This is a genomic window from Clostridium tertium, from assembly GCF_902652255.1.
GTDB lineage: Bacteria > Bacillota > Clostridia > Clostridiales > Clostridiaceae > Clostridium > Clostridium tertium_A.
On the sequence record NZ_CACRTO010000019.1, the window covers coordinates 28,139 to 51,295 of the forward strand.

At 29.3% G+C, this 23,157-nt stretch carries 21 protein-coding genes; 20 read left to right on the plus strand and 1 reads right to left on the minus strand.

The features are described from left to right. The first annotated feature begins 3 nt into the window (after positions 1-3). The 8 genes from hisD (at position 4) to hisE (ending at position 6,261) form a co-directional block, all read left to right on the plus strand. On the plus strand, positions 4-1,299 hold the full coding sequence (gene hisD / locus GPX08_RS08285) for a histidinol dehydrogenase (protein ID WP_156626342.1): 1,296 nt from the start codon (positions 4-6) through the stop codon (positions 1,297-1,299). Next, positions 1,292-2,353: a histidinol-phosphate transaminase gene (gene hisC / locus GPX08_RS08290; RefSeq protein WP_156626343.1), complete on the plus strand. Its 1,062-nt coding sequence runs from the start codon at positions 1,292-1,294 to the stop codon at positions 2,351-2,353. Before hisD ends, hisC begins: the two co-directional genes overlap by 8 nt. Positions 2,354-2,569: 216 nt before the next feature. Next, complete coding sequence (gene hisB / locus GPX08_RS08295) at positions 2,570-3,163, plus strand: imidazoleglycerol-phosphate dehydratase HisB (protein WP_156626344.1); 594 nt, start codon at positions 2,570-2,572, stop codon at positions 3,161-3,163. 16 nt (positions 3,164-3,179) lie between these two features. Further along, on the plus strand, positions 3,180-3,794 hold the full coding sequence (gene hisH / locus GPX08_RS08300; protein ID WP_156626345.1) for an imidazole glycerol phosphate synthase subunit HisH: 615 nt from the start codon (positions 3,180-3,182) through the stop codon (positions 3,792-3,794). Continuing rightward, positions 3,791-4,504: a 1-(5-phosphoribosyl)-5-[(5-phosphoribosylamino)methylideneamino]imidazole-4-carboxamide isomerase gene (gene hisA, locus GPX08_RS08305; protein ID WP_156626346.1), complete on the plus strand. Its 714-nt coding sequence runs from the start codon at positions 3,791-3,793 to the stop codon at positions 4,502-4,504. Before hisH ends, hisA begins: the two co-directional genes overlap by 4 nt. A gap of 8 nt (positions 4,505-4,512) precedes the next feature. Further along, on the plus strand, positions 4,513-5,271 hold the full coding sequence (hisF, locus tag GPX08_RS08310; RefSeq protein ID WP_156626347.1) for an imidazole glycerol phosphate synthase subunit HisF: 759 nt from the start codon (positions 4,513-4,515) through the stop codon (positions 5,269-5,271). A gap of 2 nt (positions 5,272-5,273) precedes the next feature. After that, positions 5,274-5,633 carry a phosphoribosyl-AMP cyclohydrolase gene (hisI, locus tag GPX08_RS08315; protein WP_156626348.1) on the plus strand — a complete coding sequence of 120 codons (360 nt, stop codon included), beginning with the start codon at positions 5,274-5,276 and terminating at the stop codon, positions 5,631-5,633. Positions 5,634-5,934: 301 nt separating this feature from the next. Next, positions 5,935-6,261: a phosphoribosyl-ATP diphosphatase gene (gene hisE / locus GPX08_RS08320; protein WP_156626349.1), complete on the plus strand. Its 327-nt coding sequence runs from the start codon at positions 5,935-5,937 to the stop codon at positions 6,259-6,261. Between the two features lie 65 nt (positions 6,262-6,326). On the opposite strand, the gene GPX08_RS08325 is transcribed toward hisE, so the two are convergent. Then, a complete protein-coding gene (locus GPX08_RS08325) occupies positions 6,327-7,094 on the minus strand; it encodes a histidinol phosphate phosphatase (protein WP_156626350.1) in 768 nt (255 codons plus the stop codon). A 136-nt stretch (positions 7,095-7,230) separates the two neighbouring features. Between GPX08_RS08325 and GPX08_RS08330 the strand changes: the two genes are divergently transcribed. The 12 genes from GPX08_RS08330 (at position 7,231) to GPX08_RS08385 (ending at position 23,040) form a co-directional block, all read left to right on the plus strand. Beyond that, on the plus strand, positions 7,231-7,572 hold the full coding sequence (locus tag GPX08_RS08330; RefSeq protein ID WP_156626351.1) for a hypothetical protein: 342 nt from the start codon (positions 7,231-7,233) through the stop codon (positions 7,570-7,572). A 13-nt stretch (positions 7,573-7,585) separates the two neighbouring features. Then, positions 7,586-8,833, plus strand: coding sequence for a hypothetical protein (locus tag GPX08_RS08335; protein ID WP_156626352.1), 1,248 nt, complete (start codon positions 7,586-7,588; stop codon positions 8,831-8,833). Positions 8,834-8,842: 9 nt separating this feature from the next. Further along, the gene (locus tag GPX08_RS08340) at positions 8,843-10,171 is read left to right on the plus strand and encodes a peptidoglycan DD-metalloendopeptidase family protein (RefSeq protein ID WP_156626353.1); all 1,329 of its coding nucleotides are present in this window, start codon (positions 8,843-8,845) and stop codon (positions 10,169-10,171) included. A gap of 435 nt (positions 10,172-10,606) precedes the next feature. Next, positions 10,607-11,215, plus strand: a complete 609-nt coding sequence (locus GPX08_RS08345) for a TetR family transcriptional regulator (protein WP_156626354.1) — start codon at positions 10,607-10,609, stop codon at positions 11,213-11,215. A gap of 2 nt (positions 11,216-11,217) precedes the next feature. Next, positions 11,218-12,453, plus strand: coding sequence for a potassium transporter (locus tag GPX08_RS08350; protein ID WP_156626355.1), 1,236 nt, complete (start codon positions 11,218-11,220; stop codon positions 12,451-12,453). Positions 12,454-13,220: 767 nt separating this feature from the next. Then, positions 13,221-14,012, plus strand: coding sequence for a hypothetical protein (locus tag GPX08_RS08355; RefSeq protein ID WP_156626356.1), 792 nt, complete (start codon positions 13,221-13,223; stop codon positions 14,010-14,012). A 107-nt stretch (positions 14,013-14,119) separates the two neighbouring features. Beyond that, the gene (locus GPX08_RS08360) at positions 14,120-15,403 is read left to right on the plus strand and encodes a trigger factor (protein ID WP_156626357.1); all 1,284 of its coding nucleotides are present in this window, start codon (positions 14,120-14,122) and stop codon (positions 15,401-15,403) included. Between the two features lie 352 nt (positions 15,404-15,755). Further along, positions 15,756-16,355 carry an ATP-dependent Clp endopeptidase proteolytic subunit ClpP gene (gene clpP, locus GPX08_RS08365; protein WP_156626358.1) on the plus strand — a complete coding sequence of 200 codons (600 nt, stop codon included), beginning with the start codon at positions 15,756-15,758 and terminating at the stop codon, positions 16,353-16,355. Positions 16,356-16,387: 32 nt separating this feature from the next. Next, positions 16,388-17,686 (plus strand): ATP-dependent Clp protease ATP-binding subunit ClpX, encoded by a 1,299-nt coding sequence (gene clpX / locus GPX08_RS08370; protein WP_156626359.1) that lies wholly within the window; start codon positions 16,388-16,390, stop codon positions 17,684-17,686. 469 nt (positions 17,687-18,155) lie between these two features. Next, the gene (gene lonB, locus GPX08_RS08375) at positions 18,156-19,835 is read left to right on the plus strand and encodes an ATP-dependent protease LonB (RefSeq protein ID WP_156626360.1); all 1,680 of its coding nucleotides are present in this window, start codon (positions 18,156-18,158) and stop codon (positions 19,833-19,835) included. Between the two features lie 282 nt (positions 19,836-20,117). Beyond that, positions 20,118-22,448 (plus strand): endopeptidase La, encoded by a 2,331-nt coding sequence (lon, locus tag GPX08_RS08380; RefSeq protein ID WP_156626361.1) that lies wholly within the window; start codon positions 20,118-20,120, stop codon positions 22,446-22,448. Beyond that, complete coding sequence (locus GPX08_RS08385) at positions 22,444-23,040, plus strand: YihA family ribosome biogenesis GTP-binding protein (protein WP_156626464.1); 597 nt, start codon at positions 22,444-22,446, stop codon at positions 23,038-23,040. The genes lon and GPX08_RS08385 overlap by 5 nt, the downstream gene beginning before the upstream one ends. The last annotated feature ends 117 nt before the right edge of the window (positions 23,041-23,157 follow it).

Sequence of the window (23,157 nt, forward strand, 5' to 3'; positions counted from 1 at the left end):
GCTATGTTGAAATTATTTAATTTATCTAAGGATGAGGAAGAAGATATTTTAAAAATAATAAAAAATAGAGAAGAAGAAAATCCAGAAGTTATAAGTAATGTATTAAATATTTTAAAAGATATAAGAAAAGACGGGGATAAAGCATTATTTAAGTACACAAATGATTTTGATAAGGTGTTACTAACTTCAAAAACTATTAAAGTTTCGAAAGAAGAAGTAGAAGAAGCCTTTAATGTAGTTGAAGAAAGTTTTATTAATGCTATTAAAGCTGCAATTAATAATATTGAATTTTATCATAATAAACAAGTTAAGAATGGATATTCAATAGCTAAAGAAGGTGGAGTATTTATGGGGCAATTAGTACTACCACTAGAAAGAGTTGGGGTTTATGTTCCAGGGGGAACAGCCTCTTATCCATCATCAGTAGTAATGAATGTTATACCTGCAAAGGTAGCTGGAGTGAAGGAAGTAGTAATGGTAACACCTCCGGGAGCAAATGGAGAAATTAATCCTTATATTGCTGTTGCAGCATCCTTAGCTGGAGTTAATGAAATTTATAAGGTTGGTGGAGCTCAAGCTATTGGAGCTTTAGCTTATGGAACTGAAAGTATAAAGAGGGTAGATAAGATAGTGGGCCCAGGAAATATATATGTAGCTATGGCTAAGAAACTAGTCTTTGGAACAGTAGATATAGATATGGTAGCTGGACCAAGTGAAATATTAATAGTTGCTGATGAAAATGCAAATAGTAAATATGTAGCGGCTGATCTAATGTCACAAGCTGAACATGATAAGCTTGCAGCATCAATTTTATTAACAACATCTGAAGAAAAATACAATGAAATAATGAAAGAATTAGAAGTTCAAATAGAAGAAATGAAAAGAAAAGATATTATTAAAGAATCCTTTAGTAATTATGGAATGGCTATAATATGCAAGAATATAAGAGACTGTATAAGAATATCTAATATTATAGCCCCTGAACACCTTGAGTTAATGGTGGAAAACTCAATGGAGTATCTAGGTGAAGTAAAAAATGCAGGCTCAATTTTCTTAGGATATTATACTCCAGAACCTTTAGGAGATTATTATGCAGGACCAAACCATGTTCTTCCTACTAATGGTACAGCTAGATTTTCATCTGCTTTATCAGTAGATAGCTTTATAAAGAGAAGTTCTTATCTCTACTATTCTAAGGAAGAGTTAAATAAAGCTTCAGAAGATATAATGCTACTTGCAAAGAGAGAAGGATTAACTGCACATGGAAATTCTGTGAAGGTGAGGGTATGTAATGATTAATGATTTAGGAATTTACTCAAATAACAGTAAGGATAACTTATTACTTAATGGTAATGAAAGTCCTAAGAATATTAATAAAGATAAGTATTTTAAGATATTAGAAAATCTTAAGGAAGTAGATTTAAATAGATATCCTGATACTGATGGTGATAATTTAAGAGAAGCATATAGCTCTTATGTAGGAGTAAGCTCCGATAATATTATTATTGGGAATGGTTCAGATGAAGTAATTAACTTAGTTATAAGCAAGAATATTAAAAGTGGAGACAAGCTTTTAACTGTAACACCAGACTTTGTAATGTATGACTTTTACACAGCTTTAAATGAAGGAAATGTGATTAAGTATAACCTTGATGTGGATAATTCTTTCAATTTGGAAGAGTTTATAGAATTAGGAAAAAAAGAAGATGTAAAGATAGTTATGTTTTCTAATCCTAATAATCCAACTGGATTTGCATATAGTACAGAAAATATTATTCAGATTTTAGAAGCTTTTAAAGATAAGATAGTTCTAGTTGATGAAGCGTACTTTGAGTTTAATGGGGAATCAGTAGTTTCATTAATAGATAAATATCCTAATTTAATAGTAACTAGAACCTTATCTAAGGCATGGGGATTAGCAGCTTTAAGAGTAGGATTCTTAATTTCTAATAAGGATAATATCAATGAGTTATTAAAATATAAAACTCCTTACAATGTAAATACTATTTCTCAAGAAATAGCAAGTATATATCTAACAGAAGAGGTAGATTCTCTTAAGGAAAATTTAAAGCTAATAATAAATGAAAGAGAAAGACTTTATATTGAATTAAAAAAGGCAGAAGAAAAATCATTAGATTCTAAAAAGGGTAATATTAAGTTTTACAAATCAAAAGCTAACTTTATTTTTGGAAGAGCAGATAATAAGGAAGAACTTATTAATGCCTTTAGGGAAGAAAAAATTATTATAAGAAGCTTTGAAGATAATAGCTTTAGAATCACAGTTGGACTTCCAGAAGAAAATAATAAAGTTGTAGAAATAATAAATGATTTTATATTTTGCAGGAGTCTTTAACATATTATGCTCGGCCTCCGTCGCAAGCTCCAAGTCGGCTTACGCACAATATGTTAATAACTCCTTGAATAATTTAATATTGTAGAAGCTAGGATGCTAAAGGAAGAAATTCAGACGAGCTGAATTTCAATAATGAAAGAATGAAAAAATTAAGTTTTGCAGAGCAAAACATCATTAGTTGTTAATTGCTAATTGTAAATGAAATAAGGAGGGTTTATGAGTAGAGTTTCTAAGATAAAAAGGGAGACAAAGGAAACTAATATTAAGTTATCAATAGATGTAGATGGAAAGGGAAATAACAGTATAAATACGCCAGTTGGGTTTTTAAATCATATGCTTACTTTATTTGCATTTCATAGCGGAATAGATATTAATTTAGAGGCAAGTGGAGATATTGAGGTTTGTGATCACCATATAGTAGAAGACATAGGAATATCTTTGGGGAAGGCATTAAATGAAGCTTTAGGTAATAAGGTAGGTATAAATAGATATGGAACTGCTTTTGTGCCAATGGATGAAGCATTATGCCAAGTAGTATTAGATTTAAGTGGGAGAGGTTTCTTACACTTTGAGGGAGAGTTTAAAAGAGAACAAATCGGGAATTTTTCAACTGAAATGGTAGTAGAATTTTTTAGAGCTGTTGCTATGAATGTTAATGGAACAGTTCACATTAGGGTATTATACGGAGTAAATGATCATCATAAAATTGAAGGGATATTTAAGGCTTTTGGTAGAGCTTTAAAGGAAGCAGTTACTGTAGGTAATGATGTAAATAAGGTTTTATCAACTAAAGGCACCTTAAGTATTTAATAAGGATGGATAAGTTATGATTACAATTATAGATTATGGAATGGGTAATTTAAAAAGTATAAAAAATGCTTTATATCTATTAAATATCGATTCAGTTATTACTAGTGATAAAGAAGTTATAAAGAAGTCAGAAGCTATTATCCTTCCAGGAGTTGGAGCATTTAAGCAAGCTATGGACAACCTAAAAGAAGACGGATTAGATACATTAATTAAGGGAGTAGCTAAAGATGGGAAGCTAGTCCTTGGAATATGTCTAGGTATGCAAATATTATTTGAAAAAGGTTTTGAAGGAGAAGAAGAAGAAGGGCTAGGACTATTAAATGGCAATATAAAGAAACTTCAGCCTAGGGAAAGAGTGAAAATACCTCATATGGGATGGAATAAGTTAAGTATAAATAATGAGGATAATAACTTTTCTAAATTAGCATCAGATAAATTTGTATATTATGTTCATAGCTTTATGGCAACAGATTACGAAGATAAGGAATTAGTTGCTTACTCTCACTACGGAGGATTAAGGGTACCGGGTATAGTTAGAAAAGGTAATATTATAGGAATGCAATTTCATCCAGAAAAAAGTGGTGAAACAGGGCTTAATTTATTAAAAGAATTTGGGGAGATGGTAAAGTGATAGTAATTCCAGCTATAGATATAATTGATGGCATGGCTGTTAGGCTATATCAAGGTGATTATAATAAAAAGGATATAATGGGGGAAGATGTTTTAAAGGTAGCTAAAAGATTTAAGGAAGCAGGAGCTACGCTTATTCACTTAGTAGATTTAGATGGTGCAAAAAAAGGTGAGTTAGTTAATTTAGAATTAATATTAAGAGTAGTAAAAGAATTAGGAGTAGATGTAGAAGTAGGTGGTGGAATAAGAAACTTTAAGGATATAAAGGCATTAATAGATGGCGGAGTATCTAGGGTTATTTTAGGTACTGCTGCAATAGAAAATAAAGAATTATTAAGAGAAGCTGTTGATACCTACAGAGATAAGATAGCTGTGGCTGTAGATTTTAAAGATGGATATATTCATACAAGAGGATGGATAGCTAAAAGTGAAGTGCATTATATAGAATTAATTAATGATATGGAAGCTATTGGAGTTAAGAACATCATAATAACAGATATAAGTAAGGATGGCACTTTAGAAGGCCCTAACATTAATATTATGAAAGAGGTTAAATTAATTTCAAATATTGATATTACTGCTTCAGGTGGAGTGAAGAATATTGAAAATATTAAAGAACTAAAAGAATTAGATATTTATGGTTGTATAGTAGGTAAGGCAATTTACTCTAAAGATGTAGATTTAGAGGAAGCTATTAATTTATGTAAGTAGGTGGGGATATGCATACTAAGAGAATAATACCTTGCTTAGATGTTAAGGATGGAAAGGTAGTTAAAGGAGTTAACTTTGTAGGGCTAAAGGAAGTTGGAGATCCTGTAGAATTAGCAGAAGAGTATTATAAACAGGGGGCTGATGAAATAGTCTTTTTAGATATTACAGCTACTCATGAAGGAAGAAGGACTATGATAGAAGTAGTTGAAAAAGTAGCTGAAAAAATATTTATTCCTTTTACTGTAGGGGGAGGAATAAGTACAGTAGATGGAATCAGAAAAATTTTACGAGCTGGAGCAGATAAGGTAAGCTTGAATTCTGCAGCTATTAGAAATAAGGATTTAATTAAAGAAGGAGCTTATTACTTTGGCAATCAATGTATTGTACTAGCTGTAGATGCAAAAAGAAGAGATAAGAATAATTGGAATGTTTATATAAATGGTGGAAGAATAGACACGGGTATAGATCTTTTTAAATGGATAGAAGAGGCATACAGTCTTGGAGCGGGAGAAATTTTACTTACATCTATGGATGCAGATGGGACTAAGGCTGGATTTGATATAGAGCTAACTAAGAAGGTAAGTAACTTAGTAGATATACCAGTAATAGCCTCTGGAGGATGTGGTTCTATAGAAGACTTTAAAGAAGTATTTGTAGATGGAGAAGCGGATGCGGCTCTTGCAGCTTCCTTATTTCACTATGGTAATTTAAAAGTGTCTGAGGTTAAAGATTATTTGAGAAAAAATAATATAGAGGTAAGGATATAACTATGGAATTTGATATAAATAAAGTGGATTTTAATAAAAGTGGTGGTTTAATTCCAGCAATAGTACAAGATTTTAGAAATAAAGAAGTACTTATGCTTGCCTATATGTCTAAAGAAAGCTTAGAGAAAACTATATTGGAAAAGAAAACTTGGTTTTATAGCAGAAGTAGAAATGAACTTTGGAACAAAGGTGAGACTTCAGGTCATCTACAATATGTAAAAGAGATGTATATTGATTGTGACTTAGATACTATATTAATTCTAGTTGAACAAGTTGGAGTAGCTTGCCACATGGGAGAGAGAAGTTGTTTTTTCACTGAGATAAAGCTAGCAAATAATGAAAAATATATAATAAAAAATTAAGATTTAAGAATGAAGGTGCTAACGCATAATGAAGGAATGAAAAAATGAAGAAATTAAGGTGCTAGTGCACAGTGAAAAAATAAAAGAATTATGGTGCTGACGTAGGATGAAAAAATGAAGTTGATGTTTAAGTATAAAAAAAGAAAATGATAGAGCATAATGAATAATACAGAATATAGAATTGATGAAAAAACTCTTAAAGAGTTTTTGAAAATAAGTTTGTTTTAGTAATTCCGGAGGGATTACATCAACAATTATTAACTGTCAATTGCTAATTGTTAACTGGAAGAGGGGGTTTTTTATGGATAATATAATTAAAGAGCTATATGCTGTTATTGAAGATAGAAAAGAGAATAGGGATGAGAAATCTTATACAAGTTACTTATTTAATAAGGGAGTAGATAAAATACTAAAAAAGCTTGGAGAAGAGTGTACAGAAGTAATTATTAGTGCAAAAAACACTTCTAAAGAAGAGCAAGTATTAGAGATGGGAGATTTAATATATCATCTTTTAGTTACAATGGTAGAGTTAGGTATATCTGTTGAAGATGTAGAAAAAGAATTAAAAAGTAGAAGAAGTAAGATAGGAAATTTAAAGGCTGAGAGAAAGCCTATAGATGAAATATAGAGTAAGGAACTCAGCTTAGACTGAGTTCCTTTAAATTTATATACTTACAATATTTTACCATTGAATTAAAAGAATTCTGGTTTTCTATTGTTAAAGTAGATTCCTTTTAAGTCAACTTCGTTTATAAAATCTAATGCTATATCGAAGTTTCTATAGATATTTGTAGAAGCGTGAGCATCAGATCCTAAAGTAACATATTTTCCACCTAAATCTTTGTATAAATTGTAAATATCTTTTAAAGCAACTTTAGCTTCAGGTATATGAAGTCTTGAAGTATTAATTTCCAGAACTTTTCCTTTGTTTATTAAGGTTTTAAATATTTCAGCTAGTATATTATTATATTCTGATACTAAAATTTCATTATTATCGAACTTAGCATATCTGCAGGGGTAATCTATATGGGCTAATGAATCGAAGTTATTATACAGGTTAACACAAGAAAGCATATCTTCTAAATAATAAGTGAAGAAGTCTTTCTTGCTATATCCTTGATGTACATATTCTGCGTATATATCTAGATTTTTAACTGCATGAATAGATCCAAGTACAAAGTCAAAATCATAGGAAGTAATTAATTTTTCACTTTCTTCTACTACATTCTTTGTTAATCCTATTTCTATTCCAAGTTTCAGGCTATTACTTCTATATTTTTCGTATTCTTTAAAATAGCTTGGAACATGGAATTTGAAGTCTTCTTTAACAGGATAATCTAAGTCCATATGATCAGTTATGATTATTCCAATATTATTGTTTTTTGAAACTTCAATTGCATCTAATATACTCATATCACTATCCGTTGAAAATTTTGTATGCATATGGCTATCGAAAATCATATTTTGCCTCCTTAAAACATTGTGTTTTCTAAATTATAACATAACTTTGTTAAATTTTGACTATAACAAAATAAACTTGATAAATAATATTAATGAATATAAAATTGAATTACAAAGTGAAAAAGGTGGGGAATAAATGAACAAATTGTTTCAAATTGAAGATTTAAGTTTCTATAAAGAGGATTTTTTAGATAATATTGATGAATTTGAGGATATTATTGATATAATAAAAGAGTTAAGTAGTGAACTTTCCTATGAAGAAATTGAAGTTGTAGGAATAAATGATTGTTGTGAGAAAACTAATAAAAATTACATAATAGAAATTCAAGGATTTATAAATGAAGAAGATTCTTTTATAACTAAAAAAGAAGCAGAAGAATTAAGTAAAAATGGAGAACTAGGATTACTAGATTTGTTTGTTATTAGAATTTATAAATGTTTAGAGTGTAGTAAGTGGATAATAGATATTTTAGAATAAAGGGTGGAGTATAGTGGGAACTATTAAAGAACTATTACTTAAAATAAAAGAATACTTTAAAGTCTTATATAGTGAAGTGAAATGTTTATCTTTTAAAGAATTAAAAGGCTTTATACTTAAAAGAAGATTATTTCTAATTTCAGTATTATTCATTTTTATTTTAATTGGATTTAGTTACGGAAGCTATAAGTCTTCTAAAAATATTGTTCTTAAAAACTTACAAATAGCCTTAAAAGAAGATAATCCAAGAAAAATTTATAAAGATATTAGGGTTGATGGAAAGAGAATTAAGAAAAAAGACCTTAAACCTTTGACAGAGTATTATTCTGAAAATCAAAACCAAGCAATTAATATAGTAAAAGATTTAAAAACAAAAGGTGAAAGTGGATTTTTTACCTTAGTAAATAAGAAAATATTATTTATTGATAACTACAAAATAGAGATAGAGCCAGTTGCTGTTAAGATAAATACAAATTTTGATAAGGCTAGATTATATATAAATGATTATGAAATTGCAGCGACGAATATAAAGAGAGGTCTGATTCCTGGTAAATATACTGTTAAAGGAGAACTTGATACTAAATATGGTGTTGTTAAAGAAGAAAAAGAGATATTTATTATGGAAAATAAAGAAATAGATTTGAATATGCAGGCAATAAATATAAGTCTCACATCAAATTTTAATGATGCAGAAGTAATTATAAATGATGAAGAAATTAATAAGAAAGTTGCAGATATTAAGAATTATGGACCAATCCCATTTAATGAAGATATTGAAATTCAACTTAAAAGGGATTTCCCTTGGGGAACGATAACTAGTGAAAAAGTAAAGATAGGAAATTTGCCTAATATAAACATAAATATTAATATGGCTAATGATAAGCTAATTGAAGATATTGAAGCTATAATAAATAATTTTTATAGTAGTACATTTAATGCTTTAAATAATGGGGATTACAAATTAATAGAAAACTCTAAAGAAGATGCTAAAAGTAAGATATATGATAGCATAAAAAGGGAGAGTTTATTCTTAAAAAATAATTATGAACTAAATGAATTGAAAACTGAGATTAAGAGTAGTGAGTTCTTTTATGAGAATGGAGTTTATAAAGGGAATATAGTTGTTAATTTAAATTATCATATAAGCAAAAAATTTATACCTTTTATAGACCAAAATGTTGATGAGATGTTTTTAACTAGTATGGAATACAATGATGGAAGTTGGGAAGTTAGAGATGTGCAAAAGTTTAATTTAGAGTAGGAGGCAGTTATGAGAAAAAGAGTTAGAACATTGAGTTTAACAATTGCAATGATTTTTTCTTTTAATATGGTAGTAATGGCAGAAAGTAGTTCATCCCTGCAAGATAAAATTGAGAATAATAACAATCAGATTGAAGAACTAGAAAATGAAAAAGATAAGATAAATGAGGAAATAGATGAACAAAACTCAGCTCTAGAAGGTATTATGAATCAGATAAATGAAAAAAGTAAAGATTTAGATGCAGCTAAAGCTGATGTAGACAGTTATCAAAGAAGGATAGATGATTTCCAAGGTGAAATAGATTCTCTTAACAGTAAGATAGTTAGTTCTCAAAATGCGATTCAAGATAAGGAAGCAATAATTGAAGAAAAAAAGCAAGAAGAAGAACAAATTCAAGCTAATATAGGAACTAGACTTAGAAGTTATTATAAAATAGATATTGCCACTACATATTTATATTTAATTATGAAGAGCGGAAATATATTTGAATTGTTTAACAATCTACAAAATGTTTTTAGAATGATCAATTACGATAGAGAGTTAATTAATAAAGCTAATAATATCCAAAAAGAAATGGAAGAAGAAAAAAATAAAATTGCTGAAGAATTGAAAAGTATCGAGGAAAGCAAAAATGGAATTGTAGCTAAACAAGATGAATTAAAAGATGCTCAAAAAGAATATTTAGCAAAACAAGAATATCATCAAAGTAAAATGAATGAGCTTCAGGCATTAGAAAATGATAAGACCAATATGCTGGCATCATTAAGTGATAAGGAAAAAGAGCTTGCGCATGAAATAGGAGAGTTAACTGTCTATAATCAGGCGTTACAACAAGAACTAGAAGATATGTTGGCAGATATAAATAATGGTAACTCATCAGGAGGTTCTTCAGGAGGCTCATCAGGAGGAGATGGAGGTTCTAGTGGAGGTGGTGGAATTCCAGGAGATCCAAGCACTGAAACGTTTTTAAGGCCAGGATCTGGGATAGTTACAGACCCTTATGGACCTAGAATAAATCCTGTTACAGGAGCAGCTGGATTCCATACAGGGGTTGATTTAGGTGATTTTGAGGGAGCACCAGTAGCAGCAGCTAAAAGTGGTACAGTGGTTTACTCAGGATGGTTTTCTGATTATGGAAATACAGTAATAATAGACCATGGCGGTGGAGTGCAAACTTTATATGCACATAATAGTGCATTATTAGTATCTGTTGGACAAACTGTAGCTAGAGGAGAAACTATAGCGAAGGTTGGAACTACAGGAATGAGTACAGGCCCTCATATACATTGGGAAATAAGAATAAACGGACAGCACACAAGCCCAATGCCGTACGTGTAGAATAATTTGGTTAAGACTTGTTACTATGTTCTGCTTAGTCGACCTCGCGAGCTCCAAGTCGACGTTACGCAGAACATAGTAACAAGTCTAATTTCAAATTACTAAAGATTGGCTGGACACTAAAGGAGGAAACTCAGCTCGCTGAGTTTCTTTTTTATTTTTGTAATTTGGGACAAATTACTTCCACTATTGTTAATTATTAATTGCTAACGGCTAATTGTCATCGGCGTCAAGTCGACTTTCACATAATATAGTAACAAGTCTAATATTTAAATATAATTATTGAAATCTAGAATACTAAAGGAGGGAGCTCAGCGGAATGAGTTTCTTTTTTTGTGTAATTAAGAACAAATTATTTTTAATTATTTACTAGTTGGTCAATAATTGATATAATCATTATAGACCATGTGGTCTATAACTCGGGGGGAAGCATATATGAAGAAAGAAAAGAAAACAGAAATTACAAAAGAAAAGATTATTGCAGCAGCTATAGAGGAGTTTGGAACAAAAGGGTATATCAACTCTTCTCTTAATAATATTTGCAATAATTTTAAAATCTCGAAAGGATTAATTTATCATAATTTTAAGAATAAAGATGATCTTTATCTAGTATGTGTTAGTAGATGTTTTTTAGAAGTTACAGAATACTTAAAGGTTCAAAATATAGGAAGTGATTTGCATAGGTATATGGAATTAAGATTAAAATTCTTTTTAAAGTATCCACTTTATGCCCGTATATTCTTTGAAGCAATTTTACAAACACCATCAAAACTTATAAATGAAATAAAAGAAATAAAAAGGGATTTTGATGAATTAAATAAAAGTATCTACAGATCAGCGTTGCAGAATCTGACTTTACGTAATGATGTTACAGAGGAAGATGCTTTGGAGTATTATGAGATAATACAAGAAATGTTTAATGGATATTTTAGTAGTTCAGCATACTCTAATGCAGACTTTACAATTCTTATATCTGATCACGAGGAAAGACTTAGAAAAATATTAAGCTTTATGCTTTATGGAATAGCGAAGGAGGAAGAATAAATATGATTTTTTTTAGATGGATTATTGCTATAATTATTGCTTTTTTAATAGGAAAATTAATATCGAAGGTGAAATTACCCTCTATATTAGGATGGTTAATTGCAGGTATGATATTAGGGCCCCACGCTCTTTCATTACTTGATAATTCAATATTAGAAGCAGGATGGTATGAAAATATTGTACATATTTTAGAGTGCGCAGTAGGACTTATGATTGGAACAGAGCTTGTATGGAAAAAAATTAAGAAGTCTGGAAAAGCAATTATCATAACAACTTTAACACAATCTTTAGGAACTTTCTTTTTAGTATCGTTAGTTTTTGGTGTTGTATTCTATTTTGTTGATGTACCTATTTATCTTGCTTTCATTTTTGGTGGAATTGCATTAGCTACAGCACCAGCACCAGCATTATCTGTTGTTAGAGAATTTAAAACAGATGGACCTGTTACAAAAACATTGATCCCTATGGCAGCATTAGATGATATGGTGGGTGTAATTGTATTTTTTACAACAATTGCTATTGTTGCAGGAAAGATATCTGAACAGAAGCTACCAGGGTATATGATTCCTATGGTTGTGGTACTTCCATTAGTTATTGGACTAGCTACTGGACTTTTAGCTGGTTTATTATTAAAAAAGGAACGCAAAACATTAGATACTTTAGTGATTCTTATTGGAATGATTTTAATTACTTCAGGAATAGGATTTATTTTTAATAATCATATTATGCCTAAACCAATATTGAATTTTATGTTAATGGGTATGGCTTTTTCGGCTACATTTTCTAATATGATAACAGAAGATAGGCTTGAAAAGATAATGAATGATTTTAATCCAATTTTAGGTATTTCAATGATTATTGTTATTTTAAATCTTGGAGCACCATTAGATTATAATTTGATTCTTGGTGCAGGCTTATTTACTGCTATATATATTGTTGCTAGAGCTTTGGGTAAATATTTTGGTGCATTCTTTGGTGCAAGCATTACAAAGTCTCCTAAGAGTGTTAGAAATTATTTAGGATTAACATTACTTCCACACTCAGGAGTATCCCTTGTATTTACAGGGATTGCAGTATCTGTTTTGGCAGGACCTGATCCTAAATCTGCAGAAATTATTCAAGGAACTATTGCAGCTGCAGCAGTTGTAAATGAAGTAATTGCTGTTATAGTTGCAAAGAAAGGCTTTGAATGGGCAGGAGAGTTTGGAAAGAAGGATATGAAGATAAAGGGCGAGTAGGAATTAGGTAACTAAAATAAAATGGGACTGTTGGACAAACAGTCCCATTAAAAATTTAAAATGATTGTTTTTAAAGACTCCATTAGGAGTTTTTTTAATTATCTATTTTATATTCTGAAACAGCATCATTTTTTATTCTATTATTTTTAAGCTTCTAATTTTTTTATAAAAACAAAGAACCTGTACAAGTACTTGCACAGGTTAAGGGTTTTATGTTCATTTAAGAAAGGGAATAAATGAACATATGTGGGGTTTTATTAAAACTGCTAATAAAAATATTAACAGTAGTATGGGCTAAAAGCTAACAATATGTAAATAATTTAATAAATGTAAATATTATATATTTATTATATAATATTTGGTTAAAAAATCAAATAGTTTTTAAAAAAAAATCGAAATTAGTATAAAAATATATTAAATTATCGTTTTAATACTTAAAATAATATTAAATTTATATAAAATATATGGAGATTTCAATAGGTTAAAGTATATAATATAAGTTGAGGTGATTATAATGACAAATTTTAAGGTTGAAGATATATTAAAATCTACACCAGAATATGAAGCTTATAGCGAAAATGAAGCTAAGCTTACAGTTGCCGAATTAAGAGATTATGGTCTATTAAAATGTGGGGGCTGTTGCAGCACTAAGGGTGGTAAATCATCATGTGGCTGTTCAAGCAAAAGATAGTAATTTTTTAGACAGTAATTTAAGATATAAAAAGTATGCTTTTAAAATTTATACGTAGTATGGGAGGTAATTAGGTGTGAGGAAACCTAGCATATTCAGCAGAGATTATGAGAGGCAAATGAGAAAAAGAAAGAGACGTATTATTGTGTTATCAATAATAGGAGTATTTATTGTTGGATTATTATTTATGAAGCTAGCTATGAATAATGTCAATATGGAAGCTTTAAAGGCTAAAGTTCAAAATTGGATTGATGAAGACGAGTATAGCAATAATGATAATGAAGAGATAAATAATGAAGCTCCTAATGATGTCATTGAAGAACCACCTAAGGAACCTGAGGCTAAGACTATTGATATTAAGTTAAAAGAAGGGGTTACATTAAAGGCAGAGTATGAAGAAATTGAAGGTAAGGTTAAGTTTAAGGGGATAAAGGATATACCTTCTAATATTTATTACTCAATAAATCCAGCTAAAAATCTTATTTTAACGATAGATGAAAGCCAAGACATGAAAGTATTCAATGTCGATGGGAAAGAAGGCAATATAACTAAGGATAAGTATGTTGCTCCAAATGGAGAAGTATTTAATAAGGCATCTGTACTTCAAACCTATAGCGGATATATATGGAATGTAGAAGCTAAATTTATTACTGATTCTAAAGTAGCCTATATAAGCAACCTTCCTTATTTCGGAACTGGATTAAATAAATATATATGGGTTGTAGACTTGAATGATAATAGTCATAAGACTTTATGGAATTCTAAAGGAACAGATATTAAATTAGGAGAAGTAAAAGAAAAAGGATTAGAAGTAACAATAGATGGAAATGTTAAATATGTTAACCCTAATGGTGATTTGACAAATTAGAAAAATTAAGATAAACAAATATTTGAAAATAATTAATGTTATATGGTATAATAACGTAGTTATATCAAATATGATAGTATCTTACTATTTTAGGAGGAAAGAATACGATGGAAGCTAAAATGGAAAAAATAGAGAAAAACCTTGTTAAGTTCGAAATAACAGTTGAGGCTAATAAGTTTCAAGATGCTATAAAGAGAGCTTATAATAAGAATGTTAAAACTTTTAATGTACCTGGATTCAGAAAAGGTAAAGTGCCTATGGCTATAGTAAAAAAATACTATGGAGTAGGAGTATTAATGGAAGATGCAATAAACTTTGCTATTGAAGGATCATACACAAAGGCGTTAGAAGAAAATAACATAACTCCTGTTGATTATCCAAATATAGATATAGTAACAGCTGAAGAAGGTAAAGACTTTGTTTATACTGCAGAAGTTACTGTTTATCCAGAAGTTGAATTAGGAGAATATAAAGGACTAAAAGTTGAAAAGCCATCTTATGAAGTAACAGAAGAAGAAGTAAACTTAAAGTTAAAAGAAATGCAAGAAAAGAATGCTAGAATCGAAACTAAAGAAGATGGAGAAGTAGCTACTGGAGATACAGCAGTAATAGATTTTAAAGGATTTATTGATGATGTAGCTTTCGAAGGCGGTGAAGGTAAAGACTATTCACTTGAAATAGGATCAGGTACTTTCATAGATAATTTTGAAGAGCAATTAGTTGGAGCAAAAGCTGGAGATAAGGTTGAAGTAAATGTTACTTTCCCTGAAAACTATGGCAGAGAAGAATTAAATAATAAGAAAGCTAAGTTTGAAGTGTTAGTAAAAGAAATAAAAGTTAAAGAATTACCAGAAATAGATGATGAATTTGCAAGAGAAACTTCAGAATTCGAAACATTAGCTGAATTAAAAGAAGATATTACTAAGAAATTAGAAGTATCAAATACTGATAAAGCTGATAGAGAATTTGAAGAAGCAGTTATAAAGGCTGTATCTGAAAATGCTAAAGTAGAAATACCAGCAGTTATGGTTGAAAAAGAAATTGATTCAATGGTTAAAAACTTAGAGCAAAGACTTCAATATCAAGGTTTAACTTTAGATCAATACTTTGAATTAACTGGTACTGATGCTGCTAAGATGAGAGACTACATGAAGGAAAATGCAGAAGTTAAGGTTAAGACTGATTTAGTATTAGAAGCAGTAGAAAAAGCAGAAAATATTGAAGCGACTGAAGAAGAAATAAAAGAAAAAGCTATTGAAGTTGCAAAGATGTACTCAGCTGGAGAAGATGAAAAAATGATTGAATTATTATTAAGCAGTCAAAAAGCAGCTTTAACAGCAGATGTTAAAATCCAAAAAACTGTAAATTTCTTATTAGAAAACAATAAATAATAAATTAAAGTAATTGTCAGAATTTATTTCTGGCAATTCTTTCTAATATCCATTAACAAATTAAATAAAATTTTATATAATTTAATATATATATGTTTTAACTAATAATCTAAATAATTATGGTGTTATAAAAGTTAGAAGTTAATATAATAATTTAAGTAAAATACTAAAATTAAAAGTATATAGTATTTAAATTTTATATAAGTTGTAGGAATACTGGTATTATTTAAATAGTATCAGTATAAAATATAATCTGATTAAATGTATAATATTTATTACAACTTATATAATTAGTTTTTTATTAATATGGATATAATAAAAGAAGGTAATTTAAGAGAAGGAGGGAATAAAAATGAGTTTAGTTCCTATGGTAGTAGAACAAACAAGTAGGGGAGAAAGATCTTACGATATTTTTTCAAGATTATTAAAAGATAGAATAATAATGTTAAGTGGAGAAATAAATGACACGGTATCTAATTTAGTAGTTGCTCAGTTATTGTTTTTAGAGAGTGAAGATCCAGATAAAGATATTCATCTTTACATAAATAGTCCTGGAGGGTCAATAACTGCAGGGATGGCTATTTATGACACTATGCAATATATAAAATCAGATGTATCAACTATATGTATAGGTATGGCTGCATCTATGGGTTCTTTCTTGCTTTCATCAGGAGCAAAAGGAAAGAGATTTGCATTACCTAATAGTGAAATAATGATTCACCAACCTCTTGGCGGATTCCAAGGTCAAGCAACTGACTTTGATATTCATGCAAAGAGAATATTAAAAATAAAAGAATCATTAAATACTATATTAAGTGAAAATACTAATCAGCCTATAGAAAAGATAAAAGCTGATGTTGAAAGGGATTACTTTATGACAGCAGATGAAGCTATGAATTATGGATTAGTAGATAAAGTGATTACTAATAAAGAAAAAGGTAGTAACGAATAATAGTTCTATCTAAACCTAAGTGAGGTGAATTTATGGCTAAATACGATGAGAAAAAACAATTAAAATGTTCTTTTTGTGGTAAGAACCAAGAGCAAGTTAAAAGATTAATAGCAGGACCAGGGGTATATATATGTGATGAATGTATAGATCTTTGTTCAGAAATAATATCTGATGAGTTTGAAGAAAATATTGAATTAGATACAACTAGTCTTCCAAGACCTAATGAAATAAAGGGATACTTGGATCAATACGTAATCGGGCAAGAGAAGGCTAAAAAGTCATTATCTGTTGCTGTATATAATCACTATAAAAGAATTAATTCGAATTTAGTAGATGATGAAGTTGAACTACAAAAGAGTAATATACTTTTATTAGGACCTACTGGGTCAGGTAAGACTCTTTTAGCTCAAACTTTAGCTAAATTTTTAAATGTTCCTTTTGCTATAGCAGATGCTACAACTTTAACTGAAGCAGGATATGTAGGTGAAGATGTAGAAAATATACTTTTAAAATTAATTCAAAATGCTGATTATGATATAGAAAGAGCTGAAAAAGGAATTATTTATATTGATGAAATAGATAAGATTGCAAGAAAATCTGAAAATCCATCTATAACAAGAGATGTATCTGGAGAAGGAGTACAACAAGCATTATTAAAAATACTTGAAGGTACTACTGCTTCTGTTCCTCCACAAGGTGGAAGAAAACATCCTCATCAAGAATTCCTACAAATAAATACATCTAATATACTATTTATATGTGGTGGAGCTTTTGATGGAATTGATAAAATAATAGAAAAGAGAACTGAGAAGAGTTCTATAGGTTTTGGTGCTAATATATCATCTAAGCATAATAAAGATGTAGGTAAGCTTCTTCAAGACATAATGCCAGGAGATTTACTAAGATTTGGACTTATACCTGAATTTGTTGGAAGATTACCAGTAGTGGTTACTCTAGAATCATTAGATAATGATGCCTTAGTAAATATATTAACTGAGCCTAGAAATGCTTTAGTAAAACAATATAAAAAGTTATTTGAAATAGATAATGTTGAGTTAAGTTTTACTGATGAATCATTAAAGGCAATTGCTGATGAGGCTATTAAGAGAAAAACTGGAGCAAGAGGTTTAAGATCAATTGTAGAAGAAATAATGACTGAAATAATGTTTGATATTCCTTCTGATGAAAGTATCTCTAAAGTTATTATTAGTGATGAATGTATAAAGGATAAAAAAGATCCTGAAGTAATAAGAGTTGCTGAAGGTGAAGTTAGACCGCAATTAAAGGCAGCAAAAAAAGTTAAAAAGAGAAAAGGCGTAGAAACTGCTTAGAATAAAATGTTATTACTTAATGATTAAAATCATTTTGTAATAACATTTTTATTTTTATAAAATTTAGTATATAAAAAATGAAACTGAAATTAACAATTTATAATATCGATATAAATTTTAAAAAAATTCAAATATAAAGTTACTTACTAAGCAACATATATTAAGGAAAAAAGTATGTTAATTATAATAATTTTACTTCAAAATATAATTAAGAAAAATCATGGAAAAGAATCCTTTTTTTATAGAATATAAAGTAGATATTAAGTTAATAATATCTATATGACTAGAAGGAAGGGAGGTTGGAGATGTCGCACAACAGAAAATTAAGAATGAATAATTAATGAAAAAAGCTCTATTAGGAGGTTTTGAATTTGAATTTTTTAGTAGTTTCAACGAAATTACATTAATAATTGGTTGGTTTTGATTATTAGTTCTTAGATTAGCTATCATTGCGACAGATCTATGGAATATGACTGAAGTATTATTATTTTTACAAGTTACAACGATGCTACTCTTTATCTATTACATATTCAGCAATAGCAAAGGAAATAGTAACAGTAAGGTTATTATTGAAAAAGAAAATACAAAAGAAATGGAAAAGTTAAGGAAGATGAGGAGTATAGAGCTAACTGAACCCTTAACAGAGAAGAGTAGACCTAATAGTTTTGATGAAATTATTGGTCAGGAAGAAGGTATAAAAGCTTTAAAGGCTGCCTTATGTGGAGCTAATCCACAACATGTTATTATATACGGGCCACCTGGAGTAGGTAAAACTGCTGCTGCAAGATTAGTTTTAGATGAAGCAAAAAAAAGTAGTAAATCACCATTTAAAAAGGATGCTAAGTTCATTGAAATAGATGCAACAACAATAAGGTTCGATGAAAGAGGGATTGCAGATCCACTTATAGGCTCAGTACATGACCCAATATATCAAGGAGCTGGATCCTTTGGAGTTGCAGGAATTCCACAACCTAAGCCAGGAGCTGTAACTAAGGCTCATGGGGGAGTTCTATTTATGGATGAAATTGGTGAGTTACATCATATAGAATTGAATAAGTTATTAAAGGTACTTGAAGATAGAAAGGTATTTCTAGACAGTGCTTATTACAGTAGTGAAAATCCCAATATGCCGGATTATATAAAAGAAATATTTGATAATGGATTACCAGCAGATTTTAGGCTAATTGGTGCAACTACCAGAAGTCCGGAAGAAATCGTTCCTGCTATAAGATCAAGGTGCGTAGAAATATTTTTTAGGTCATTGCATGCAGATGAAATTAAAATTATAGGAGAGAATGCTGTTAAAAAAGTTGGATTAAATATAGAAGAAAATGCCCTTAACTTGATATCTAAATATTGTACTAATGGAAGAGATGTTGTTAATTTAGTGCAATTAGCTTCAGGAATGGTAAAAAATGAAGATAGAACTAGTTTAGATATAGAAGATATACAATGGGTGATAGAAAATGGGAACTATACTGAAGTTCCAGATAAAAAAATAAAAGAGAAGCCTCAAGTAGGTTTAGTAAATGGTCTTGCAGTACATGGTGCAAATATAGGAATGTTATTGGAAATAGAAGCTACAGCTAAGAAAGTAAATAAAAGAATTGGCTCATTAAAAGTCAGTGGGATAGTTGAAGAAGAAGAAATAACTAGTAGTAACAGAAAAATAAAGAGAAAGAGTACAGCTTACTCATCTGTTCAAAACGTTCTTACTGTATTAAATAATGTTTTTAATTTGGAATGTGAAAACTATGATATACATATTAATATTCCTGGGGGGATGCCTGTTGATGGACCTTCTGCTGGAATAAGTATTGCTACTGCTGTATTTAGTGCAATAAAAAATGTTAAGATTAGTAGTACTATAGCTATGACGGGAGAAATAAGTCTATTAGGTGAGGTAAAACCAATTGGAGGCGTTAATGCGAAGATTATGGCAGCTAAAAAAGCTGGAGCTAAAAAAGTAGTAATTCCAAAAGATAACTGGAAAGATAGTTTTAGCGAATTGAAGGGAATAGAAATAGTTCCTGTAAGAACTATAAAAGAAGTTATTAATGAAACATTTATTAATGAAAGTATAATGGATAATATTATTATAGATAGTAGTAATAATATTGATATTCTATCAGCTAAAGGTGAAGAATAAACTCTATATAAAAGTAATGATTTATTTAAAAATAATTTTTTAAAAAACTCCAATTGGAGTTTTTTCTTTACATATTTTTATTATTTTTTTAATGTTCTCATTGCTAATTAAAAAAGATGTATTATAATATAAATAATATACAAAGGACAATAATTAATGTGTATTAATAATAAATATTAATTATTAAGCCTAATAACTAAATAAATTGAAATAGATTGAAAAAAAATTATTTTATGTGTATACTATAAAAGTTATATATAAAATATAAGGAGGATGGGAACAATGAGTGAAAAGTTAAAAACTCTACCTTTGATTCCTTTAAGAGGAATTAGTATCTTCCCTAATATGATAATGCATTTTGATGTAGGAAGAGATAAGTCAAAGGCTGCAATAGAATCAGCTATGGAAAATGAAGCTGAAATCTTCTTATCAACTCAAAAGGACTATGAAGTTGAAGAACCTGAATTTAATGATATATATGAAATTGGAACTATATGTAGGGTAAAGCAAATTGTAAAATTGCCTTTTGAAGCAATTAGAGTATTAGTAGAAGGTGTAGATAGAGGTAGATTAATAAGTTTAAGTTCTGAAGAAGAATATTTGGAGGGTAATATTGAAACATTAGATGTTCCTTCGAATGATGAGTATGAAAATGTAGAAGCGTATATTAAATCTCTAAAGAAGAGCTTTAGTAAGTTTATAAAAGCTTCAGGGAATATGAAAAGCAATGTTTTATCAATTTTTGATGAAATAAAGAACTTTAGTAAGCTAATAGATATGATAGCATCCTATGTTATTATTGAGGAAGAAAAAAGACAAGAGATCTTACAAGAGTTAGATTGTATAAAAAGAGTAGAAAAGCTTCTGGTAATTATTGAAAATGAAGTTCAAATATTGAATGTTGAAAAGAAAATTGGTAAGAAGCTTAAGGAAAGCGTCGATAAATCACAAAAAGAATACTATATAAGAGAACAAATTAAAGTTCTTCAAGAGGAAATAGGTGAAGAAGACGAAGATAAAAAAGAGATAGCAAAATATGAAGAGAGAATAAGTAAATCTAAACTTCCTAAGCATGTCAGAGAAAAGGCTGAAAGTGAATTAAATAGACTTAAAGCTTCTGCGGGACAAGGATCAGAAAGTAACGTTATTAGGAATTATTTAGACTGGATTTTAGATATTCCTTGGAGTAAGTCCACGAAGGATAGTTTTGATATTAATAAGGCTGAAGAAATACTTAATAATGAGCATTATGGCTTAGAAGAAGTTAAGGAAAGAATAATAGAATATCTTGCAGTTAAGAAGTATACAAATACGTTAAAGGGTCCTATATTATGCTTAGTTGGGCCTCCAGGGGTAGGAAAAACTTCTATTGCAAAATCAATAGCTAATGCTACTAATAGAAAATATACGAGAATGTCTTTAGGTGGAGTAAGAGATGAAGCTGAAATTAGGGGACATAGAAAAACTTATGTTGGAGCAATTCCAGGTAGATTAGCTTATGCATTAAAAGAAACTAAGGTGAATAACCCGTTAATTTTACTAGATGAAGTAGATAAACTTGGGTCAGATAATAGAGGAAATGTAGCTGATGCTTTATTAGAAGTATTAGATAGTGAACAAAATAATACTTTTAGAGATCATTACTTAGAATTAGATATGGATTTATCTAAAGTATTATTTTTAACAACAGCAAACTCTTTAGATACAATTCCAGGGCCTTTATTAGATAGAATGGAAATAATTGAAGTATCAGGATATACTTATGAAGAAAAATATCATATTGCTAAAGAACATTTAATTCCAAAGCTTTTAAAAGAACATAAGCTTCAAGAAGATGAATTTAAGATATCTGAGGCTGCGATAAAGGACGTAATAAATTATTATACTAGAGAAGCTGGAGTTAGAAGTCTAGAAAGAGTATTAGGAAAGATTATAAGAAAATCTTTAACTGAAATGATAAAGAAGAACAAAAAATCTATAAATATTTCCGCAAATAGATTAGAGAAATATTTAGGACCTAAGATATTTGAATATGACGTTAAAGATAGCGAAGATAGAGTTGGAGTAGTTAAGGGAATGGCTTGGACTGAAGCTGGTGGAGATACTTTACCAGTTGAATCAGTAACAATGAAGGGGCAAGGAAAGTTAGTGTTAACAGGGCAATTAGGTGATGTAATGCAAGAATCAGCTAAGATTGCTTATGGATTTGTAAGAGCTAATGCTAGTAGGTATGGTATAGATGAAGATTTTTACAAAAATACTGATATACATATCCACTTCCCAGAGGGAGCTATTAAAAAGGATGGGCCTTCAGCAGGAGTTACTATTATTACTTCAATAGTATCTGCTTTAACTAACAAGAAAGTAAGAAGTAATGTTGCTATGACTGGAGAAGTTACTTTAACAGGTAGAGTTCTAGCTATAGGTGGATTAAAAGAAAAATCTATTGCGGCTTTTAGAGCAGGAATAGATACAATAATAATACCTAAGGAAAATGAAAAAGATATAAACAAAATACCTGATGTAGTTAAAAATAAATTAGAAATAATAACAGTTGACCATGTTGATAAGGTATTAAATAAAGCTATAATTGGAGTGGATACAATTGATTAAAATAAAAAATTCGGAATTTGTAACATCGGCAGTAAAAAGAGAGCAATACCCAACAACTGGGCTTCCTGAAATTGCTTTTGTTGGTAGATCTAATGTTGGAAAAAGCTCAATAATAAATGCTTTAACTAATAGAAGAAAATTAGCTAAAGTTAGTCAGACTCCAGGAAAAACTAGACTTATTAATTTCTTTGTGATTAATAATGGAGAGTTTCATTTAGTTGATTTACCTGGATATGGATATGCTAAGGTTTCAAAAACAGAAAAAGCTAGTTGGGGTAATACTATTGAAACATATTTAAGTGGACGTAGTGAATTAAAGAGAGTTGTGCTATTAGTGGATTCAAGACATAAACCAACTGCAGATGATATACAAATGCATGAATGGATTAAGTTTTATGGGTATGATGAAGTTATTATAGCAACAAAAAGTGATAAACTTTCAAATAATGAATTAAGAAAAAAAGAAAAAGATATTAGAGATACTTTAAAATTAACTAAAGAAGATACTTTATACTTCTTCTCATCAGTTAATAAAAAAGGTAGAGATGAATTAGTAGATAACCTTTTTAATGTATTAGTAGAAAGTGAATAGTTTGTTTAATAGAATAAAGATAGCTGTATCAAGTTTTGGTACAGCTATCTTTATTTTATTCCATTTTATTATATATAAAAAATTACGTTTTTTTATTCCAATATTTAAAATATTACA